This is a genomic window from Magnetospirillum fulvum MGU-K5 (assembly GCF_000442515.1).
Classification (GTDB): domain Bacteria; phylum Pseudomonadota; class Alphaproteobacteria; order Rhodospirillales; family Magnetospirillaceae; genus Phaeospirillum; species Phaeospirillum fulvum_B.
The window spans coordinates 1-20,531 of record NZ_AQPH01000012.1 but is presented as its reverse complement, the minus strand read 5'-3'; the positions used below and the strand labels follow the sequence as shown (position 1 = coordinate 20,531).

At 62.8% G+C, this 20,531-nt stretch carries 19 protein-coding genes; 14 read left to right on the top strand and 5 right to left on the bottom strand.

The features are described from left to right. Positions 1-52 precede the first annotated feature (52 nt). From phaR to K678_RS17580, 6 genes are all read left to right on the top strand, one after another. Entirely contained in the window at positions 53-595 is a 543-nt protein-coding gene (phaR, locus tag K678_RS05055; RefSeq protein WP_051185837.1) for a polyhydroxyalkanoate synthesis repressor PhaR, read from the top strand. A 43-nt stretch (positions 596-638) separates the two neighbouring features. Then, positions 639-2,294, top strand: a complete 1,656-nt coding sequence (locus K678_RS05050) for a peptide ABC transporter substrate-binding protein (RefSeq protein WP_021131379.1) — start codon at positions 639-641, stop codon at positions 2,292-2,294. Further along, positions 2,279-3,247 carry an ABC transporter permease gene (locus tag K678_RS05045; protein ID WP_021131378.1) on the top strand — a complete coding sequence of 323 codons (969 nt, stop codon included), beginning with the start codon at positions 2,279-2,281 and terminating at the stop codon, positions 3,245-3,247. Before K678_RS05050 ends, K678_RS05045 begins: the two co-directional genes overlap by 16 nt. Further along, positions 3,244-4,113 (top strand): ABC transporter permease, encoded by an 870-nt coding sequence (locus tag K678_RS05040; RefSeq protein ID WP_021131377.1) that lies wholly within the window; start codon positions 3,244-3,246, stop codon positions 4,111-4,113. The genes K678_RS05045 and K678_RS05040 overlap by 4 nt, the downstream gene beginning before the upstream one ends. Positions 4,114-4,224: 111 nt before the next feature. Then, positions 4,225-6,504, top strand: coding sequence for an ATP-binding protein (locus K678_RS17585; RefSeq protein WP_021131376.1), 2,280 nt, complete (start codon positions 4,225-4,227; stop codon positions 6,502-6,504). An 18-nt stretch (positions 6,505-6,522) separates the two neighbouring features. Then, the gene (locus K678_RS17580) at positions 6,523-8,382 is read left to right on the top strand and encodes a diguanylate cyclase (protein ID WP_021131375.1); all 1,860 of its coding nucleotides are present in this window, start codon (positions 6,523-6,525) and stop codon (positions 8,380-8,382) included. 150 nt (positions 8,383-8,532) lie between these two features. Here K678_RS17580 and K678_RS05025 read toward each other — a convergent pair whose 3' ends face one another. The 3 genes from K678_RS05025 to K678_RS05015 all read right to left on the bottom strand — a co-directional run bounded on the left by K678_RS05025 (position 8,533) and on the right by K678_RS05015 (position 11,674). Next, on the bottom strand, positions 8,533-8,772 hold the full coding sequence (locus K678_RS05025) for a hypothetical protein (protein ID WP_021131374.1): 240 nt from the start codon (positions 8,770-8,772) through the stop codon (positions 8,533-8,535). 164 nt (positions 8,773-8,936) lie between these two features. Beyond that, positions 8,937-9,869: a DUF1848 domain-containing protein gene (locus tag K678_RS05020; RefSeq protein ID WP_021131373.1), complete on the bottom strand. Its 933-nt coding sequence runs from the start codon at positions 9,867-9,869 to the stop codon at positions 8,937-8,939. A 125-nt stretch (positions 9,870-9,994) separates the two neighbouring features. Then, positions 9,995-11,674, bottom strand: a complete 1,680-nt coding sequence (locus K678_RS05015) for a methyl-accepting chemotaxis protein (protein WP_039852082.1) — start codon at positions 11,672-11,674, stop codon at positions 9,995-9,997. A gap of 471 nt (positions 11,675-12,145) precedes the next feature. Here K678_RS05015 and K678_RS05010 point away from each other — a divergent pair, with 471 nt between their 5' ends. The 3 genes from K678_RS05010 (at position 12,146) to K678_RS05000 (ending at position 13,489) form a co-directional block, all read left to right on the top strand. Then, on the top strand, positions 12,146-12,442 hold the full coding sequence (locus K678_RS05010) for a YciI family protein (protein WP_021131371.1): 297 nt from the start codon (positions 12,146-12,148) through the stop codon (positions 12,440-12,442). Positions 12,443-12,575: 133 nt separating this feature from the next. Beyond that, positions 12,576-13,007, top strand: coding sequence for a CBS domain-containing protein (locus K678_RS05005; RefSeq protein ID WP_021131370.1), 432 nt, complete (start codon positions 12,576-12,578; stop codon positions 13,005-13,007). A gap of 134 nt (positions 13,008-13,141) precedes the next feature. Further along, a complete protein-coding gene (locus tag K678_RS05000; protein ID WP_021131369.1) occupies positions 13,142-13,489 on the top strand; it encodes a phasin family protein in 348 nt (115 codons plus the stop codon). Positions 13,490-13,538: 49 nt separating this feature from the next. On the opposite strand, the gene amrS is transcribed toward K678_RS05000, so the two are convergent. After that, positions 13,539-14,624 (bottom strand): AmmeMemoRadiSam system radical SAM enzyme, encoded by a 1,086-nt coding sequence (gene amrS, locus K678_RS04995; RefSeq protein ID WP_051185834.1) that lies wholly within the window; start codon positions 14,622-14,624, stop codon positions 13,539-13,541. 35 nt (positions 14,625-14,659) lie between these two features. Here amrS and amrB point away from each other — a divergent pair, with 35 nt between their 5' ends. Continuing rightward, positions 14,660-16,048, top strand: coding sequence for an AmmeMemoRadiSam system protein B (gene amrB, locus K678_RS04990; protein ID WP_231376209.1), 1,389 nt, complete (start codon positions 14,660-14,662; stop codon positions 16,046-16,048). 53 nt (positions 16,049-16,101) lie between these two features. Here amrB and K678_RS04985 read toward each other — a convergent pair whose 3' ends face one another. Continuing rightward, positions 16,102-17,505 (bottom strand): homospermidine synthase, encoded by a 1,404-nt coding sequence (locus K678_RS04985; protein WP_021131366.1) that lies wholly within the window; start codon positions 17,503-17,505, stop codon positions 16,102-16,104. Between the two features lie 554 nt (positions 17,506-18,059). On the opposite strand from K678_RS04985, the gene K678_RS04980 reads away from it, so the two are divergent. The 4 genes from K678_RS04980 to K678_RS19690 form a co-directional block, all read left to right on the top strand. Further along, positions 18,060-18,494, top strand: a complete 435-nt coding sequence (locus tag K678_RS04980; protein ID WP_021131365.1) for a response regulator — start codon at positions 18,060-18,062, stop codon at positions 18,492-18,494. Positions 18,495-18,872: 378 nt separating this feature from the next. Next, the gene (locus tag K678_RS04975) at positions 18,873-19,874 is read left to right on the top strand and encodes an FAD:protein FMN transferase (RefSeq protein WP_021131364.1); all 1,002 of its coding nucleotides are present in this window, start codon (positions 18,873-18,875) and stop codon (positions 19,872-19,874) included. Between the two features lie 31 nt (positions 19,875-19,905). Beyond that, positions 19,906-20,418 (top strand): SoxR reducing system RseC family protein, encoded by a 513-nt coding sequence (locus K678_RS04970; RefSeq protein ID WP_021131363.1) that lies wholly within the window; start codon positions 19,906-19,908, stop codon positions 20,416-20,418. Positions 20,419-20,428: 10 nt separating this feature from the next. Further along, the coding region (locus tag K678_RS19690) for an Rnf-Nqr domain containing protein (RefSeq protein ID WP_021131362.1) at positions 20,429-20,531 on the top strand (103 nt) is incomplete at its 3' end.

Below are 20,531 nucleotides of genomic sequence, written 5' to 3'. Positions count from 1 at the left end.
ATCAATGTCAGGGCAATGAGGCCCTGCCGTCGCAGTCGAGATGAAGAGCCAGATGTCGGAGACCCAGACCGCCGCCAAGGCGCCCATCACGATCAAGAAGTATGCGAATCGTCGGCTTTATAACACCGCGACCAGCAGCTACGTGACCCTCGATCACCTTTGTCAGATGGTGAAGGATAATCAGGACTTCGTTGTCTATGACGCCAAGTCGGGCGAGGACATCACCCGGTCCGTCCTGACCCAGATCATTGTCGAGGAAGAGGGCAAGAACGGCCAAAATCTGCTGCCGATCAGCTTCCTGCGCCAATTGATCGGTTTTTATGGCGATTCCCTGGGCGGGTTGGTGCCGCGCTATCTCGAATACAGCATGCAGGCATTTTCCAAAAACGAGGAACAGATGCGCGATTATATGCGTACCACCTTGAGCGGTGGGCTGTTCCCCTTTAATCCGTTCGAGGAAATCACCAAGCAGAACAAGGCGTTCGTCGAACAGGCGGTCAAGATGTTCTCGTCCTTCTATCCGGTCCCGACCGCAAGCCAGACTGCGGCCGAGCCCGAGAGTGACAAGACCAAGACCGATCCGCCCCGCCGTTAGACCGGGCTCTCAATCGCAGGCCCCCCCGACCCAAAGGCCGTCGATGCGCCGTCTTTTCGCCGCCCTGATTCTAGTGCTGTCTTTGGCCGCTCCGGCGACGGCCCCGGCGCGCGAGTCGTTGACGATCGGCATCTCGCAATATCCGGTCACGCTCAATCCCCTGATCGAATCGATGTTGGCCAAGACCTATGTCCTGGCCTTCGTCACCCGGCCGATTACCGCCTATGATGCCTCGTGGTCGCTGGTCTGCCTGCTGTGCGAAACGGTGCCGACGCTGGAAAACGGGCAGGCCAAAATCGAACCCCTGCCCGGCGGCAAAAAGGGGATCGCCGTCACCTATACCCTGAAATCGAACGCGAAATGGGGCGACGGCACCCCGGTCAGCAGCGCCGATGTCGCCTTTACCTGGACAGTGGGCCGCCACCCCCGCTCGGGCGTGTCGAACAGCGAGATTTTCCGCCGCATCACCCGGGTCGAGGTGGTGGATGCGCGCCGCTTCACCCTGCATTTCGACCGGGTAACCTTTAATTACAACGCGATCAACGATCTGCGCCTGCTCCCCGCCCATATCGAGCGGCGGCGCTTCGAAGCCGCGCCGGATGCCTATCGCACCCGCACCGCCTACGACCAGGACAGCGCCAATCCCGGTCTTTACAACGGTCCCTACCGGATCGCCGGACTGTCACAGGGCTCGCACATTCTGCTGGCCCGCAACGAATTTTGGACCGGACCGCAACCGACGTTCGACCGCATCCAGATTCGCACGATCGAGAACAGCGCGGCGATGGAAGCCAACCTGCTGTCGGGCGGAATCGACATGATCGCGGGCGAACTCGGTCTGCCGCTCGAACAATCCCTGGCTCTGGAAAAGCGCCTGGGCAACCGCTTTTCCTTCATCACCCGCCCCGGTCTGGTTTACGAACATATCGACGTCAACCTGTCCTCGCCGATCCTCGCCGATCGGCGGGTGCGCCGCGCTCTGCTGGCCGCGCTCGACCGCGATGGACTGACCCGGCAATTGTTCGATGGCCGCCAGCCGGTCGCCGCCTCGATGGTTCCCCCGCTCGATTGGGTCTTCGCCGAGGATATCCCGGCGGCCAAATACGATCCGGCCACCGCCGCCGCCTTGCTCGACGAGGCCGGATGGCGTCTCGGCCCCGGCGGCATCCGGATCAATGACAAGGGCGAGAAGCTGGCGCTGGAACTGCTGACCACCGCCGGAAACCGCTCTCGCGAATTGGTGGCCCAGGTGATCCAGGCGCAATGGCGCAAGGCCGGGATCGATCTGCGGCTGCGCGCCGAACCGCCGCGAGTGATGTTCGGCGACACCGTGACCCAGCGCAAATTCCCCCATCTCGCGATGTTCGCCTGGTATTCCTCGCCCGAGAACGTGCCGCGCACGACCCTGCATTCGACCCTGATCCCCAGCGCCGACAATAATTGGTCAGGGCAGAATTATCCGGGCTATGCCAACCCGAAAATGGACGAATTGCTGGACGCGATCGAGACGGAAACCAGCCGTCCCCGCCGCAAGGCGCTGTGGCATGAGCTGCAACAGATCTATGCCGAAGATCTGCCCGCCCTGCCGCTCTATTTCCGCGCCGATTCCTACATCCTGCCCAAAGGGATGAGCGGTCTGGCCCCGACCGGACATCAGGACCCCAGCCCCTATTGGGTCGAGCAATGGCGCTGGGACTGATCCGCCCGGTCGTCTCGCGCCTGGGCCAATCCGTTCTTGTCCTGCTGGCGATGTCGTTCGTCGTCTATGGCCTGATGGGGCTGATGCCGGGCGACCCGATCGACCTGATGATCGCGGGTGACCCCAGACTGTCCGCCGAAGACGCGATCCGGCTCAAGGCGCTGTACGGCCTCGACCGTCCCTGGACCGAGCGTTGGGTGCGCTGGCTGGCCCAGGCGGTCCAAGGCGAGTTCGGTTTTTCCCGCCTCTACGCCGTTCCGGTCGCCGACGCGATGGCCCCGGCGCTGGCCAACACCGCACTGCTGATGGTCTCGGCCCTTGGCGTCTCGCTTGCGCTCGCTCTGCCGTTGGGCCTGTGGGCGGCAAGGCGACCCGGCTCGATCGCCGACATGCTGGTCAATCTGCTTGCGTTCGCCTCGGCGTCGGTCCCGGTGTTCTGGCTGGGGCTGATGCTGATCGTCCTGTTTGCCGTTGGCCTCGGCTGGCTTCCCCCCGGGGGGATGAGCACGGTGGGCGGACCGGGGAGTCTGAGCGACCGCCTCGCCCACCTTGTCCTCCCCGTCGCCACCTTGGCCCTGGCCGGGCTCGGCCAATTCGCCCGCCACATGCGGGCGGCGATGATCGCCGAAGCCGGACGCGATTACATCCGCACCGCACGGGCCAAGGGATGCTCGCCGCTCCGGGTTCTGTTGCACCATCAATTGCGCAATGCCCTGTTGCCGGTCGTCACCATCATCGCCCTCGAAATCGGTGGATTGTTCTCGGGCGCGCTGGTCACCGAAACCGTGTTCGCCTGGCCGGGAATGGGGCGGCTGATCTATGCCTCGGTGATGGGCAACGATTTCAATCTGGCCCTGTCCGGTTTGCTGCTGGCGACGGCGATGACCCTGGCCGGATCGATTCTGGCCGATCTGGCCTACGGACAGCTTGATCCGCGGGTGCGGGGCCGATGAAAGCCCCGCTCGCCCTGGTGACGGGAGGACTCCTCCTCTCGCTTCTGATCGTTACGACACTGGCGGGACCGCTTTTCTTACCCGCGCCCGAAGCGATGGACCTGACCGCCCGGTTGGCTTCGCCATCGCCCGATCACCTGCTCGGCACCGACGAGTTGGGGCGCGACATCCTGGCCCGGCTGGTCGAAGGCGGCCGGGTCTCGCTGGCGGTAGCGGCGCTGACCGCGACCTTGGCCGCATTGTTCGGCACTGCGATCGGGCTGGTATCCGGATATTACGGCGGCATGGCCGATTCGGCGCTGATGCGCCTGACCGACGGAGTGATGGCCCTGCCCTTGCTGCCTTTGCTGATCGTTCTGGCCGCCGCCGACCCGACCCGATTGGGCATTCCGACCGATCTGGCCGCATCTGAGCCGATAGCGGTGGCGCGGCTGGCGCTGATCGTCGCTTGCGTCAGTTGGACCGGGGTGGCCCGGCTGGTCCGCGGCTCGACACTGTCGGCGCGCGCCCGCGACCATGTTCGCGCCGCCGAAGCGCTGGGGGCCGGGCCGGTGCGGGTGATGGTCCGCCATATCCTGCCTGACGTCGCCTCGCCGGTGGTGGTCGCCGCGACGCTTTCGGTTGGCCATGTGATCCTGATCGAAAAGCGCGCTGTCGTTCCTCGGGCTGGGGCTGCGCCCGCCGCTGGCGTCGTGGGGCAACATGCTGACCGGGGCGATGGATGTGGTGTGGACCGCCCCGGCAATGGCGATCTGGCCGGGGGTCGCGATCTTTGTCACCGTTCTGGCCTTCAATCTGTTAGGCGAAGGGTTGCAGAGGTTTTTATCGCCCAGCCTCTGCCGCCGATAAAGGCAGCAGGGCAATAGCCTGCTTAAAGAGAAGGCAGAAGCACAGCCAAATCGGCTCAGTCTCTACGCTTTGATGTGGCGTGATACTTGCGTCCAGCCAATGAGCGACCGAGGTGGAGCGTCCGATCCATGCTGTCCCGCATCAAAGTGTCCCACAAGCTTTTGCTGATTTACGCCCTCGATATGATCGCCGTGATCTTTCTGGGCTTCAGCCTTGCCGAAGAAAAATTCCTGTCGATCAATTTCGCCCGGCGTGAGCTGGTCGGGATCGATTATATCACGACGGTGCGCGAGACGCTGTTTGCCGCCCTTGCTCCCGAGCGGCCGCCAACCTTGCTGAGCGAACGGACCCAGGCTCTGCGCGAGGCCGAGGCGCGGTTGGGAGACGGGATGGAAAGCGCACCGCTGATCGATGCGGCGGTAACCGCGACCCTTGCCCTCGATCACGGGGCCGAGGCCGGTCCGGCGGTCGAGTCGCTGCACCGGGTCATCGCCCGGATCGGCGACATGTCGAACCTGATCCTCGATCCCGATCTCGACAGCTATTACACGATGTCGCTGGTGGTGATCCGCTTTCCCGAACTGGTCGAGACCCTGGCGCGGCTGCGCCAGATCGCCGGGGCCATTTCCGGCGGCGATGTCAGCGGCAATGCCGCCCTGGCGGTGCTGCAAGGTCAATTGTCGGCGATTTCGAAGGGGATCGAGGACGATCTGGCCGCCGGGATTCGCGGCAATCCCGACGGATCGTTACGGCAGGCATTGTCTCCGCGCTTCGCCCCGCTGTCGGCAGCGCTTGAGCGGCTGAACGCGGTGATGGCCCCCGAGGTGATCGTCGACGGACTGTCCACCACGGAACGCGAGCAACTGACCCGCGCCCTTGATGACACCCTGACCGAGGCCGAAAGCTCCTGGGGCGCGGCGGCGACCGAGTTGAACCGGCTGATCGGGCTGCGGATCGACGGCTTTTTCCTGCGGATGTACGAGCATTTTGCCCTGGCCGGAATCCTGTTATCGGTGATCCTGACCCTGGTTCTGATGGTGGCGCGGCGGATCGCCAAGCCGATCGGCGAGTTGGCCCAGGTCGCCGATCAGGTCCGCATCAATAACGATTATTCGCTCCGCGCCCGCTGGGACAGCAGCGACGAGATCGGCCGACTGGTGGTTGCCTTCAACACGATGCTGGAGCGGTTGCAGACCGAAGGGGCCAGACGGCAGGAAATGGCGGCCCAGGCACGCGCCGCCGAAGCGCAACGCGAACTGATCGCGGCGATTTCCACTCCCCTGCTGGTGGTACGTCTGTCCGACCTTGCCGTGATCCACGCCAACGAACCGGCCGAAACCCTGCTTGGCAGCGACGGCACCGGGTCGTGGCTGCCCCGGATCGATCTCGAACGGCTGATCACCGCCTTGGGCGATCACGGCGAGGTCAATGAATTCGAGGCCGAGTGCCATGGTTTGGACGGCACCCCGTTCTGGGCCTTGATGTCGGCGCGTCATCTGGTGTTCCAGAACCAGGACGCAGTGCTGGTGATCGTCACCCCGATCAACGAACGCCGCCGGATGGAAGAGGAATTGCGTCACGCCAAGATCGGGGCGGAAAAAGCGCTCCAGGATCTGCGCGAGGCCCAACACAGCCTGATCCAGGCCGAGAAAATGGCCTCGCTGGGCGGTCTGGTCGCCGGTGTCGCCCACGAGATCAACACCCCGGTCGGAATCGGCCTGACCGGAGCCTCGACCCTGGCGGTCGAGACTGACAAAATCCGCAAGCTCTATCAAAACGACGACATGAGTCAGAGCGATTTCGAGGATTACCTCGACATTGCCAATCGCAGCACCCGGCTGCTGATGTCGAACATGGAACGGGCCGCCTCACTGATCCAAAGTTTCAAGCAGGTCGCGGTCGATCAGGTCAGCGACGAACGCCGCAGCTTCGATCTGGCCGACTATATCGACGAGGTGCTGACCAGCCTGCATCCCGCCTTGCGCAAAAGCGGGATCGAGGTGGGCGTCTCCTGCCCCTCGGGCCTCGAGATCGACGGGTTCCCCGGCGGTCTGTCCCAGGTTCTGACCAATCTGGTGTTGAACGCGATCAATCACGGCTTCGAGGATGGACGCCAAGGCAAGATCTCCATCGCCGTCGATCTGCCCGACGATACGACGGTCCGGGTCCGGGTCAGCGATGACGGCAAAGGCATTCCCTCGGCCAATCTCGGGCGGATTTTCGACCCGTTCTTTACCACCCGCCGCACCGCGGGCGGGTCAGGACTTGGACTCCATATCGTCTACAATATCGTGACTGGAACACTGAAAGGTGGCATCGAGGTCGATAGCGCCGAGGGAATCGGCACCACCTTTTCGATCGTGTTCCCCCGCATCGCCGATCGGATCGGCGCTCGGGATGTGGCTTAAAGGGGGGCTTTGCACGTCATGGCCAAGCTGGTTTTTGCCGACAAGAAATCACAGCGCGACGACGTTACCGCCAGCCGCCAGGGCTGGAAGGTGCTGATCGTCGACGACGATGCCGAGGTGCACACGATCACCGAACTGGCGTTGCGCAGCCTGACCTTCCTCGGTCGACCGATCGAGTTCCTTCACGCCTATTCCGGCATCGAGGCCCGCGAGGTGCTGGCGCGTGCCCCCGATGTCTCGCTGATCCTGCTCGACGTGGTGATGGAGACCGATGATGCCGGTCTGCGCTTTGTCGAGCATGTCCGGGGCGAGGTCGGCAATACCAAGGTCCGCATCGTGCTGCGAACCGGCCAGCCCGGCCAGGCTCCGGAGCAGGATGTGATCCTGCGCTACGACATCAATGATTACAAAGCCAAGACCGAGCTGACCCAACAAAAGCTGTACACCACGGTGATAACCGCGCTCAGGGGCTATCAGGATCTGATCGCGCTGGATTCCGGGCGCCAGGGGCTGCGCAAGATCATCGACGCCTCGGCGACGCTGATGCAAAGCCGCTCGATGCAGATGTTCGCCAGCGGGGTACTGACCCAGTTGAGCGGGCTGCTCGGCACCACCGGCTGCGGCATCTTGTGCACCCAGGCCGAACCGAGCGAGACCGCCGATCTGACCATCATTGCCGCGTCGGGCAAGTTCGAACCGCTGCTGTCGTCACCGTCCGAGACAGCCGCCCCCGACGTGATCGGACGCATCCGCAGCGTGCTGGCCAGCCGCGATACCGTGATTGCCGATACCCACACCATCCTTTACCTGCGCACTCCGAATTATCGCGACGTCGTGATCTATGTCGAGGCCGACCGGCCGCTGGAGGAACTCGACCGCTCGCTACTCGAAGTGTTCGGCACCAACATCTCGATCGGCTTTGACAATCTGGAAATGATCGACCGGATCGTCCAGAACAACGAAGTGCTGGAGCGCCGAGTGATCGAACGCACCCGCGACCTCCACGACCGCGAGGCCCGGCTCCTCACCATCATGGAAGCCAGCCCGATCGCCGTCGCGATCCTGAAGCTGGAGGATGAGCAGCCGATCTTTGCCAATTCCCGCTTCTACGACCTGCTTGGGTTGACGGCGGAGCAGACCGACGGCATCACCCTGGCCAAGCTGTTCGCCGATCCCGCTGACCGGGGTCGGGTCAAATCCGCGCTGGCCGGCGAAACCGGACTGATCAGCGATCTCGAAATCAGCCTCAACCGGCCCCAGGGCGACTCGTTTTGGGGGTTGCTCTCGGCCCGGCGGCTGGTGGTCGACGAACGTGACTGCGCCCTGGTCTGGCTTTACGACATCAGCCAGCGCAAGGAGATGGAGCGTGAGTTGCGCCAGTTCGCCACCACCGACCACCTGACCTCGGTCGCCAACCGCCGCCATTTCCTTGAAAAGGCGACCCTGGAATTCGAACGCTCCCGCCGCTATGGCCACCCGCTGACGGTGATCATGGCCGATATCGATTTCTTCAAGACGATCAACGACACCCATGGTCATCAGGTCGGCGACCGGGTGATCCGGGACTTTGCCCGAACGCTGCAATCCTGCCTGCGCGGTTGCGATCTGGTCGGACGGCTGGGCGGTGAGGAATTCGCGGTGATTCTGCCGGAAACCCCCGCTGCCGAGGCCCTTTCTGCCGCAGAACGCAGTCGCGCCGCGATCGAAGCGTTGGAGGTGACGTTGCCTGACGGCAACAGTCTGCGTTTTACCGCGAGCTTTGGCTGCGCCTCACGCAATGAAAGTGATGCCAGCTTCGACGCGACCCTGGCCCGCGCCGATGCCGCCCTCTACCGATCCAAGGAGGGCGGCCGTAATAGCGTCACTGCCGCCGATTAAAGCGAAAGCGAAACCCACACCAACCGAACCCGGTCGGAGTGGGCGCCGCGTCCAGCCCAAGCGATGCTCAGACCGCCAGCGACCACGTTCGCCCCCGGCGAGCCAGAGGGCACACCGTGACCGGACCCAAGTCGCCTTGTTAGGGTGCGCCTAGCGCAGACGAAGACGAACTTCGTCTAACAACGACAGGAGCGAATCGACGACAACCCCATCCCGATCCATCAGATGGCGAACCATCGGATCGCCGATCACCTCATCAAGCGAGGGTTCGGCATTCCCGGCATAGCAGGGGGAACGACGGGTACGAGGATCGAACACCCGGGATACGATCCGGGCGGGTTGGCGAGAACCGACGAGAATCGGGACGGCTCTGGTCGTGCCTGACAGCATGGTAGCCTCCTCGTCTGAGAACAATCGGTCGAGAAAACCATACGGCATTCGGCGCAAAACACCAAAGTTAATTTGATTTCACTTTAATAAAGAATTTCCTGTTCTTCCCATTTCAGAAATATGTCTATTGGATAAGATCAGGTATTATCCCTATATATGCTGCATCACAGCAAAGTCGGCATTTCCGGTATGGATATTGACCCGGGCGGGCGAAAAAGGAATTCAGAATCAGGGTCGTGTTCGGCGAATCTCATCCGCGCCAGTTCGCGCGAACCGACCGCGTAGCAATAGGTGCATCCGTGCGGGCAGGTATCGTACTCGCCGATATCACGACTTTCGTGACACTGACAGCCGGGCCTTGTTCCCCGAGGCCGCGCTGGAACCGAACGGGGCCGCCCCCACGCCGCCGCCACCCGTTCCAGACGTCTGGCATCGATGCAGCGACCGGGAGCCGCGCCGGGCACAACCAATCCCGGCTGGGCGCATAGCGACACCGTCATTCCCCGCTCTGCCGCCAATCCAACCAAACGGATCAGCAAAGCCTGTTTTTCCGCAAGGGGGGGATCGACCCAGTCGAACCGCTCCCCCGCCGCCGAAGCCAGGGTCAGGTTACGCTCGGTCTTGCGATAGAGGCTGGCGAAGGAAACCACGACCTCATCGACCGCCCCCGCCAAAGCGTCGGCCAGGGTCGCGAAAGTGTCCAGATGCCAGGATTGCGGCGTCAGCGAAGAGATCAGCACCGGATCGTAGCGCCAGACCACCGTGCCCACCCCGTGACGCGCCACCACCTCGCGGATCGCGGCGATGGCGCGGGCGGGATCGATCACCGACCGTTCTAAACGGCGGGGATAGCCGGTTACGGTATGGTGTAAGACAAAGGGGTAGCCTGCGGATCGGACTTCGTCCAGCGCGGGAAGAAACGGCGCGACGTTGCGGCTCCAGAACACATAGCCATCGACCCCGGCGCGCAGGGGGATCGTTGAAATCTGCCGCCCATAGGGATTGACCGCCTTGACCCAACCGGCGCGAAAGCGATTGAGGAACCAGCGCCCATAAAAGGCCGGGATATCGGTGCGATAGCTGGCCGAAACGATCATGCGGAACTGAGCCTCTTGCCGGGCGCCACCTCCGGTGGCTTGGCCGCGGCCTTTAGTGGCCGCACTCGCATCGTGCGTCAGGTTTGACGCACGATGCTCTGAAGAGGCCTGTTTAGCGCAGAAACTTAGCCTTCGCGAACATTGTTGAGGAACTGGCTGACCTCGCTCCGCAAAATGTCGCACTCGCGCCGTAACCGCCCGGCGGCATCATGGACTCCGCTGGAAATCTGGCGGGTTTCCGTCACGGCATGGGTCACTTCGGCGATCGTGTCGCTGACCAAAGCGGTTCCCGACGAAGCCTGATGGACATTGCGGGTGATTTCCTGGGTCGCCGCCCCCTGCTGTTCGACCGCCGAGGCGATTGTCGTGGTCGAATCGCGAATGGTGCCGATGGTCCGGGCAATCGAATCGATCGCGCTGACGGCAACGGCGGTCGCCTGCTGGATCGCCGAAATCTGCTCGCCGATTTCCTCAGTCGCCTTGGCGGTCTGGTTGGCGAGGTGTTTGACCTCGCCCGCGACGACGGCAAAGCCCTTGCCCGCCTCGCCCGCCCGCGCTGCCTCGATCGTCGCGTTCAGCGCCAACAGATTAGTTTGCGCCGCGATATCGTTGATCAAATTGACCACCGCCCCGATCCGTTGCGCCGCATCGGCCAGTCCGCGCACATGCTCGCTGGTCCGTCCCGCTTCGTTCGAGGCGTCGATGGCGATCCGGGCCGAAGTCGTGACCTGACGACCGATTTCGCCGATCGACGAGGTCAATTCCTCGGTGGCGGCGGCGACAGTCTGCACATTGACCGAAGCCTGCTCTGCCGCCGAAGCGACAGTTACCGAACGGGTCGAGGTCATCTCGGCGGACGCAGACATCTGCGCGGCATTTTGCTCCAGTTCGACCGCCGCCGTCGCGACGACATCCAACGCCTGCGTCGCCGCCGCATCGAAAGTCTTGGCGAGACCAGCAATCCGGTGCGCTTCATCGGCGCGGCGAGTCTGCTCGGCTTCACGCGCCGCCGACATCTCCCGATTCTCGATCATCCGCCGCCGGAAAATTTCCAGCGCCTCGGCCATCCGGGTCAGTTCGTCATTGCCCCGATCGCTCACAATCGGACTGTCGAGATCGCCATCGGCCAGCGACAGCATCCGTTCGGACTGGGCGCGAACGCGACGGCCGATCCCGTGGGCAACCAGCAACCCGACCAAGACCGACAGAACCAGGGCGATACCGCCCGCTGCGGCGATCAGCCCCAGGGCCCGCCGGGTTTCGACCTCGACATCATCGACATAAACCCCGGTGCCGATCATCCAGCCCCACGGTTCGAAGCCAGCGGCATAGCCCAGCTTGGCCGAAGGGGCCGTCTCGCCCGGCTTGGGCCACTGGAACGGCAGGAAATCGCCGCCACGCCGCGCCGCCTTGATCAGTTCGTCGATGGTGCGGACGCCATTGGAATCGACGGTATCCTTCAGCTTGTAGGTCCCTTCCAGATCGGTCCGGATCGGATGGGACAGCAATTTGCCGTCGTAATCGTAGGCGTAGAAATATTCCTGACCGGAAAAGCGGATGGCCCGGATCGCATCGCGGGCCAGACTCTTGGCCTGCTCTTCATCAAGCCGTCCAGCCGCGACTTCCCCGTGCAGCGCCCCCACCACCCGAACGGCGGATTCGGTCACGCTTTTGATCTGAAGGCGATGAGCGGCATCGATCTTATCGTGGACGATATTTGCAGCAAAGACTCCAACAAGCAAAATCGCCACAGCCGACAAAAACGGCATAAAGAGAATTTGCTGACGAATACTAAGTGCTTTCATGGGGGCAGATCCCTTGGTCGTTCGATTTCAAGTGTCTTCCCCCCGGTTTTTCCACGTCTTCTTTTTATTGACACAGGTCACCTAGCCGCCTGATACCGAGCCGCATTGCTGCGCCTCAGACGGGCTGGCCCGGCTTCTGATTGCAATCCGAAAGGCTTATCGACCGTAATGAGCGAAATGCAACCACACCCATTGTGATGTCGCCAAATGAGAAAACATATAAAAAATGAAATGTATATCTTTATAATATCCTCCCTTTTGAGGTTGAAAAGCAAATCCTGTCAATCGTCTTATCAGCTCGCCCACATTATCACTATAACCTTTGACCTAAGCTGATCCATCAGAGTCCATCCCTATCAATCGTCATGCGTGGGGTGGGATCACCCGCCATCCAAACCAGAGGGGTATCGCTGGCATCTTGACCGCCGATCCCGCATTCTTGGCGCTCTCCCTCGGAAGAAAGGCACTGCCATGTCCGTCTTCATGCTCAGCGTCGATTACCTTGCGCCGCTGGAACAGATCGATCAGGCCCTGGATGCTCACCGGGCCTGGGTCGACAAAGGCTTTCAGGATGGTTTGTTTCTGTTGTCCGGGCCAAAGACTCCACGGACTGGCGGCGCGATTCTGGCGTATGGAAACGACCGTGCCGAGGTGGAAGCCCGTATCGCCGAAGACCCGTTCGTGATCGGCGGTCTGGCCCGCTACACCGTGCATGAGATGGTGCCGCGGACGGCCGACCCCCGCCTGGCGTTTCTGATCGATTCATAGACTGCACCTGATGCCCTGTCGGCCATTGAAAGCCAACGCCTTCACCCCCAAATCTGGAGTCGTTACAGGGCGTCTTCGCCACCACCGGCTGGTGAAACATGACGCCTCGGGTTCGGGTCGGAAGGAATGAACCATGTCAGTCGCAGCCATCCTTGATATCAAAGGCCACAACATCTTCACCATCCGGCCCGATCATTCGGTTGCCGATGCTGCCTCTCTGCTGACGGGAAAGAAAGTCGGCGTCGCCGTCGTCTGCGACAGTTCGGGCTCTCTGCTTGGCGTCCTGTCCGAACGTGACATCGTCCACAGCATCAGCCAGTTCGGCAAGGCGGCGGTCGATATGCCGGTCCGCAACATCATGTCGAGCCCAGTGGTCACCTGTTCCCCCACTGATTCGGTCAAAGGCGTGCTGCTGGTGATGACCGAGCGGCGGATTCGCCATCTTCCCGTCGTCGCCGACGGGCAATTGCTGGGAATCGTCTCGATTGGTGACGCGGTCAGCTATCGTCTGCGCGAAACCCAGCTTGAAGTCGGCGTCCTGCGCGATTTCGCGGTAACCCGGTAAACCACCCTCTTATGCTGCAATGCAAAAATTGACGTTGCGCCGGACCGGAAAAGGTCTAAAGTGGCCTCATGTTGCACTGCACAAAAGCGCATCCCACTTGCGGAGCGCCGCGTGACGCTGGGAAAGGGTTTACCATGAGCTTCAAAATCGACGGCTTCGAAACGTTCGTCTCGTTCGGAAAAGATAACGCCGACGCTCTAAGCAAGAGCAGCGCCGCCAGCGTCAAGGCGATCGAAGAGATCGCCAAGGCGCAGCAGGCGGTTCTCGCCCGCTCGATTGAAAAGACCGACGCCGCAGTCAAGGCGTTGTTCGCGATCAAAAGCCCGACCGAGTTCGCCGAGCTTCAGACCCGTCTGGCCCGCCAGTCGTTCGAGGACGCCGTGCTTGAGACGCGCAAGCTGGCCGAGGTGACCACCGCTGCGGTGACTGCGGTTCTGGAACCGCTCAGCACCCGCTTCAGCGACAGCACCAAAGCCGCCTGATCCGCCGCGATCACGATCCCCGGTCCACCGTCGCGGTGGCCGGGGAATCCTATCCCAGTTGCACCGGCTGACGCCGTGCCCCCCAATCACCGGGATAGGGTTCAAACCGACCGGCCAGACCGGCGCCGCAGGCGCAGCATTGTCCGTTCGCGGTCAGGGTCCATCCGGTCAGCCGGTACCAATCGCGCTCAATCAGCTTCGCCCCGCAAACGGCGCATCGGGTACTGCCGCCGTCGAGATCGTGGACATTCCCGGTATAGACATGGCGCAGGCCGTTGGCCTGGGCAATCCGCCGCGATCGGGTCAGCACCGCCGGATCGGTGGCAAGATGGTCGCGCATCTTCCAGTCCGGATGGAATGCCGACAGATGCAACGGCACCTCCGGCCCCAAAGCGGTGGCAATCCAGTTTGACAGTGCCTCGATCTCGGCGGGTGAATCGTTTTCGCCGGGAATCAGCAAAGTGGTGATCTCGACCCAGGTCGGGGTCTCGTGGACCAACCAGCGCAAGGTCTCCTTGACCGGCTCCAATTGCCCACCGCACAGACGGCGATAAAAATCGTCGGAAAAAGCTTTCAGATCGATATTGGCGGCATCCATTCCGGCGAACAGATCGCGCCGCGCCGCCGCCTCGATATACCCCGCCGAAACCGCCACCGTTTTCAGCCCGCGCTCGTGGCAGGCCTGGGCGACATCGACGGCATATTCCAGAAACACGACTGGGTCGTTATAGGTAAACGCAACCGACCGGCAGCCCAGCCGGACCGCCGCCTCGGCAATCGCCTCGGGCGAAGCGGAATCGTTCAGTCGGTCGACAGTGCTGGCCTTGGAAATGTCCCAGTTCTGACAGAAGGTGCAGGTCAGATTGCACCCGGCGGTACCGAACGACAGCACCGGCGTCCCCGGCAGAAAGTGGAACAGCGGCTTTTTCTCGATCGGGTCGATGCAAAATCCTGACGAACGACCATAGGTGGTCAGCCCCATGCCGTCCGCTGACGCCGCTCGGACGAAGCACACACCGCGTTGTCCCTCACGCAGGGCACAATGACGGGGGCAAACTTCGCAGACCACCCGACCGTCGTCGTGTCGATGCCAGTGGCGCGCCGGGTGAAGAGAGCCCTGGATGGCATTATTCATATCCGAAGAGTAGCATAAGTTCGGACACATTGCCTATGAGAGGGACCGAAGTGACCGCGATTCGTCCTCCCGCCGTCGCCGGACAGTTCTACCCCGCCGATCCGTCCGAGCTTTCTCGTCAGCTTGTGGCCCTGCTCGCCGCAGCTCCGGCCGCCCATCCTCCCGCGCCCAAGGCGATTATCGTTCCACATGCCGGGTGGGCCTATTCCGGCCCGATTGCCGCAACCGCCTATGCCCAGGTGGCTCCGGCCCGAGGAACGGTGCGGCGGGTGGTGCTGCTGGGTCCATCGCATCGGGTTGCCTTGCGCGGATTGGCTCTGTCCGGTGCCGATCTGTGGACGACCCCGCTGGGCCCGGTCGCCCTTGACCGCGACGGCACCCAGCGTCTCGCCGCTTTGCCCGGCCTCGGTCTGTTCGAACCGGCACACGCCCAGGAACACGCCCTGGAGGTCCAGCTTCCCTTCCTGCAAACCGTGTTGGGGCCCGATTTTCTGCTGCTGCCGCTCGTTGTCGGCGAAGCTCCGGCCGAAACGGTCGCCGCCGCTCTCGACACCGTCTGGGGCGGAGCCGAGACCCTGATCGTGATTTCGACCGATCTGTCACACTATCTCGATTACCAATCCTGCAATCGCCAGGACCAATCCACCGCCGCCGCGATCGAGCGGCTGGACGGTGATGGGATCGCAGGCGATGCCGCCTGCGGACACAATCCGCTGGCCGGATTGCTGCTGACGGCGAAGCGGCGGGGATTACGGATCGAGCGCCTCGACCTGCGCAATTCCGGCGACACGGCCGGACCGCGTGACCGGGTGGTCGGCTATGGCGCCTGGGCACTGTATGAAACCGACGATGACGCCCAGGCGATTCGGAGCCTTGGCCCCACCCTGCTCGATCTGGCCTGGACCTCGATCCGCCATGGTCTCGCCCACGGCAAACCGGCACCAGTACCGGCCGAGCGTGCTGATCGGCTCAGTCACCCCGGCGCCGCGTTCGTTACCCTGACCCGAGGCGGACAATTGCGCGGCTGCATCGGCTCGCCGCTGGCATGGCGGTCGCTGGCCGAAGATATCGTCGACAATGCCTTCAAGGCCGCGTTCAGCGACCCGCGCTTTCCCCCGCTGGCCGAAAGCGAGCTGGACGGATTGGCCCTGTCGGTGTCGGTGCTGACCCCGCCAGTCGCGATGCGCTTCGCCGACGAAGCGGATTTGCTGGGCCAATTGCGGCCACGCCGCGACGGGCTGATTATCGAGGATGGAGCAAGGCGGGCTCTGTTTCTGCCCGCAGTGTGGGAGCAATTGCCCGACCCCCGGTCCTTCCTCGCTCATCTGAAGCAGAAAGCGGGACTGAAGATAGGGCATTGGTCAGCCACCTTCCGCGCCAGCCGGTTCGAGGCAATCGAAATCGGCAAGAATGCGCGGGGATAACCTGCCGGGCTCGGGGGAGCGTCATGCTCCCCCGTTTCGGCGTGCAAGCCGGGTCAGGCGACCCGGATATTGCGGAACTGCCAGGGATCACTGGTGTCGATATCTTCGGGGAACAAGGTGCCGCGCCCATCGAGCGGGGTCCAGTCGGTATAGGCCCCGACCACCGGTCCCAGGTAAGGACGGCAGATTTCAAGGATACGCTGGAAATCGATCTCGTCCGGCTCGACGATACCGCGTTCGGGGTTTTCCATCACCCACACCATCCCGGCCAGAACCGCGACGGTAACCTGAAGGCTGGTGGCGTTGTTGTGGGGGGCGAGCGCACGGGCTTCGCCGACCGAAAGCTGCGACCCGTACCAATAGGCCCCCTTGGCGTGACCGGCCAGCAGCACGCCCAGCTCGTCGATGCCGCCGGTGATCTCGGACATCATCAGACGCTGACGCGGCTGCTGGACCCAGCCCTTGCCCGCCAGTTCGTGAACCGACTTCACCGCATCGTCGCAGGGGTGATAGGCATAGTGGCAGGTCGGGCGATAGACCACTTTGTCGCCGTCGCGCACCGTCAAAAAGTCCGAGATCGAGATCGCCTCGCTGTGGGTGATCAGGAAGCCGTGGAACGGCCCCTCGGTCGGAGTCCAGGTCCGCACCTGCTGACTGGCCCCCGGACGCATCAGATAGATCGCGCTGTCGCAGCCGAAATCGTGGCGACGACCATCGGCGGGCAGGCCCTTTTCATGCGAGCCCCAGCCCAGTTCGGCGGGCTGGCAGCCTTCGCCGACAAAGCCGTCGATCGACCAGGTATTGACGAACTCGCCCTTTTCCTTGGGACGGTCGGCCACCTGGGTGTCGCGCTCGGCGACGTGAATGACCTTGACGCCGACTCGCTCGGCCAGCGCGGCCCACCCGGCGCGGTCGCGGGGGATCGTCGTACCATGCCCGGTATCGGCGGCGACGTTCAACAGGGCCTGCTTGACGAAATGCGACACCAGACCCGGATTGGCCCCGTGGGTGATCAGCGCGGTCGAGGCCGGACCGGAACGGCGCAGACCCAGCATCGTCTCACGCAGGGCGTAATTGGTGCGGCGGCTGGGGCTGAGGCTGGGATCGGTATAGCCGCCCGGCCACGGCTCGATGCAGGTGTCGAGATAAAGCGCGCCGAGATCGCGGCACAGTTCGACCAGGGCCACCGACGACACGTCAACCGACAGATTAAGCAGGAAGTCGCCCTTGCCCAACATCGCGCTCAGTCGCGGACGATAATCCTCCTGCGTCAGAGCCTGATTGATGAAGCGCAGCCCGTATTCGTTGGCGACGTCATGACCGCGTTCGTCGGCGGTGATGATGGTGATCCGAGTCGGATCGATGTCGATATGGCGCAGGATCAGCGGCATAACCCCCTGTCCGATGCTGCCGAAACCCACTACCACCAATCGTCCGTCAAACGCGATATGCTTCATCTTTTCTAGTCTCCACTAAGCAAGCGGTTCCCGTCCATTAAGGTTGCCGAACCAAACACGAGGTGATCGCCCACTCTCCCGCAAAGGAGGGGGTTGGGGCGCGGAACGCGTCGGCGGCAGACGACCGGATTGACCGGTCATGCCTGACCGCCGTCACATACTTTTTTCAAATCTTGGGATAAAGGCCCGTTCGCGGGTCACAACCATGTCCACCTCCCTTTCGGGGACCGGCCCATACGGCCAGCTTCTCCAAAAAGGACGCGATCGTCGTTGCATAACCCCAACGGGCCATAGGCACGTGCGTGTGCGTCTCTCAACCAATGTATAACGGCCAACAACGCATCATGCAAGTGACATTACCCAACCTTCGGCGATCCCGGTTTGCATACGGCCGATATCCGGGATAGGATCGTGTCCTCGAAGCCAAAAAGTCGCAGCCAAGACAGACATTTAAGTCAGCTCTGACTTGGCGGCACATCGCTTATGCCGTGGTTTCGCAGCGTGGTTTCGCTTTAATACAGAACTAAACATCGACATTATGCGGTAAATCCCAAATGAACGCTGTGTCCCCCTATCGTGTTCTGGTCGTTGACGACGATGCGGGGGACGTCGCCCTTGTGTCGCAAGCGATCGGAGAAGGCCCCTTCCCCTGCATCGTCGAACGCGCACGCGACGGGATCGAGGCGCTGGAACGCCTGCGCCCACTTTCGGCCGACGCCGATCCCGACATGCCGCACCTGGTGCTGCTCGACATCAATATGCCGCGCAAGGGCGGCATCCAGGTGCTCGAAGAAATCCGCGCCGACCCTCTGCTGAACCATCTCCCCGTCGTGGTGATGTCGACCTCGACCTCGCAATGGGATGTCGCCACCGCCTATCGCGCCGGAGCCTGTGGCTATATCGCCAAGCCGATGGAAATCGACGACCTGTTTCGGGCGATTCATGGCGTCGAGACCTATTGGTTCGGCGTAGTGCGGCGGCCGGAATAAGCCGGACCCCCTCCCACCCAGACCTCGCCTATACCCAAGGTCATGCTCATTCCTATGTCACTTCGCTGTGACGGGGGCGGGCTACGAAATTTTGTGGCGTTTCTCGCCCCATTTTCGGTTAAACATGCCAGCCATGCGGCTGGGGTGCGTTGCACAATGGCTGAATTCGATGGAATTCTGCCACTCTGTACTGGTTCATCCTTACGCGGTCAGGGGTAGGTAGGACTTGAACCGCGCTTTTGGGTAGCCTAGGATGCGCCCCGACGTTTTTTTGGGCATGTTTGACAACGTGACTAAGATTTGAGCATATCCATCCGGTCCGGAGCGGCGGCACCCGCCCCGGAGACAGGATGTTCGCTGGAGGAGGGCTGAGGTTCTATGACCGTCCGTATCAACCGCCGTCGTGCCATCACCGTGCTGGCTGCCGCCGCCGGCCTGCCCCTGATTTGGCAGGCGAGCCAGGCGCAGGCCGCCCGTCTGGTCCGTTGGGAAGGCACCACTCTCGGCGCTCCCTCGACCATCCAGCTCTATCACACCGATGAAGCCAAGGCCCGCGCCGCCATCGCCGCCGGTCTTGAGGAACTGGCCCGGCTGGAATCGATTTTCAGCGTCTATCGCGCCGATTCGGCGATCACCGCGCTCAACCGCGACGGCCGCCTCGACAACGCTCCGGTCGAACTGATCGAAATGCTGACCCACGCCCGTGAGTTGGCGAAGATCAGCGACGGCGTCTATGACCCGACGATTCAGCCGGTGTGGCAGTTGTATTTCCAGCATTTCACCGCCGCCAACCCCGACCCCGCCGGTCCCGCCGCCGCCGACATGGCGAAGGCCCTGGCCCTGGTCGATTGGCGCGGGATCGAGATCGATCCGGTTAACCGCACCATCGCCCTGGCCCGTCCTGGCATGGCGATCACGCTCAATTCCGGCGCTCAGGGCTACATCACCGACCGCGTCGCCGACGTGCTGCGGAGCCATGGCTTCGTCAACATGCTGGTTGATATGGGCGAACCCCGCGCGCTGTCGACCAAGCCGGACGGCTCGGCCTGGCGGATCGGCATCGCCAACCCGGCCGATCCTTCGCGCGCCGTCACCGAAATCGACGTCGTCGACAAGGCGGTCTCGACCTCGGGCGGCTATGGCACCCTGTTCGACGATGCTGGCCAGTTCACCCATCTGATCAACACCCGCACCGGCAAGACCGCGCCGGCGATGGTGGGCGTTTCGGTGGTTGCCAACAACGCCACCACGGCTGACGGGCTGTCGACCGCGCTTTTGCTGGCTCCGGTCGAACGGCGCCAGGACATCCTGCGCGCCGCCGGTGGTCTGACGGCGATCTTCGTCACCCCCGATGGCGTTACCGCCACGGTGACGGCCTAAGACAGAACCGTTTGAAAGGCGGCATGGAGACATGAGCCAGGGTTTGGACCACACAGCGACTCCGGGAGGCGAGACCACCATCGAGGCCGTGGCCAAGGTGGTTGCCTTCGAACACGGACTGGCCATTCTGGAACCGGAACCGACCGGGTCCTGTAACGGCTGCATGTCGGCGGCGTTGTGCGGCACCAAAACCGGCAACACCTCCCGCCTGCTGGCCAAACGCTTTACCCTGGCCAATAGCGCCGGGCTGCGGATCGGCGACCGGGTGGTCGTCGGCCTGGGCGGCGGATCGCTGATGCGGGCATCAATCACCGCGTATGCGATCCCGCTGCTGACCATGCTGGTTGCGATGGTCACCATCGACCAGTTGGGCGGCGGCGAAACCCGGACTATGGTGGGAACCGTCGTCGGACTGGGCGTGGGCATCGTGATCGCCCGGCTGACGGCGTCTTATCTCGCCAAAAAGGGGGATCTGACCCCCCGCTTTATCCGTCGCGCCTACGGCCCCGGCCCGGGCGAAAGCTGCCATACCGATCTCGGGTGAGGGATATTCGATGCACGATTTACTGCTGCTGATCGTCGGAGCGGCTCTGGTCAACAACGTGGTGCTGGCCCGCTTCCTGGGCTTGTGCTCGTTCATGGGTGTGACGACCAAGC

Coding starts and splice junctions, on each gene's coding strand:
- phaR (WP_051185837.1), top strand. CDS start 53: ATGTCGGAGACCCAGACCGCCGCCAAGGCGCCCATCACGATCAAGAAG.
- K678_RS05050 (WP_021131379.1), top strand. CDS start 639: ATGCGCCGTCTTTTCGCCGCCCTGATTCTAGTGCTGTCTTTGGCCGCT.
- K678_RS05045 (WP_021131378.1), top strand. CDS start 2,279: ATGGCGCTGGGACTGATCCGCCCGGTCGTCTCGCGCCTGGGCCAATCC.
- K678_RS05040 (WP_021131377.1), top strand. CDS start 3,244: ATGAAAGCCCCGCTCGCCCTGGTGACGGGAGGACTCCTCCTCTCGCTT.
- K678_RS17585 (WP_021131376.1), top strand. CDS start 4,225: ATGCTGTCCCGCATCAAAGTGTCCCACAAGCTTTTGCTGATTTACGCC.
- K678_RS17580 (WP_021131375.1), top strand. CDS start 6,523: ATGGCCAAGCTGGTTTTTGCCGACAAGAAATCACAGCGCGACGACGTT.
- K678_RS05025 (WP_021131374.1), bottom strand. CDS start 8,772: ATGCTGTCAGGCACGACCAGAGCCGTCCCGATTCTCGTCGGTTCTCGC.
- K678_RS05020 (WP_021131373.1), bottom strand. CDS start 9,869: ATGATCGTTTCGGCCAGCTATCGCACCGATATCCCGGCCTTTTATGGG.
- K678_RS05015 (WP_039852082.1), bottom strand. CDS start 11,674: ATGAAAGCACTTAGTATTCGTCAGCAAATTCTCTTTATGCCGTTTTTG.
- K678_RS05010 (WP_021131371.1), top strand. CDS start 12,146: ATGTCCGTCTTCATGCTCAGCGTCGATTACCTTGCGCCGCTGGAACAG.
- K678_RS05005 (WP_021131370.1), top strand. CDS start 12,576: ATGTCAGTCGCAGCCATCCTTGATATCAAAGGCCACAACATCTTCACC.
- K678_RS05000 (WP_021131369.1), top strand. CDS start 13,142: ATGAGCTTCAAAATCGACGGCTTCGAAACGTTCGTCTCGTTCGGAAAA.
- amrS (WP_051185834.1), bottom strand. CDS start 14,624: ATGAATAATGCCATCCAGGGCTCTCTTCACCCGGCGCGCCACTGGCAT.
- amrB (WP_231376209.1), top strand. CDS start 14,660: ATGAGAGGGACCGAAGTGACCGCGATTCGTCCTCCCGCCGTCGCCGGA.
- K678_RS04985 (WP_021131366.1), bottom strand. CDS start 17,505: ATGAAGCATATCGCGTTTGACGGACGATTGGTGGTAGTGGGTTTCGGC.
- K678_RS04980 (WP_021131365.1), top strand. CDS start 18,060: ATGAACGCTGTGTCCCCCTATCGTGTTCTGGTCGTTGACGACGATGCG.
- K678_RS04975 (WP_021131364.1), top strand. CDS start 18,873: ATGACCGTCCGTATCAACCGCCGTCGTGCCATCACCGTGCTGGCTGCC.
- K678_RS04970 (WP_021131363.1), top strand. CDS start 19,906: ATGAGCCAGGGTTTGGACCACACAGCGACTCCGGGAGGCGAGACCACC.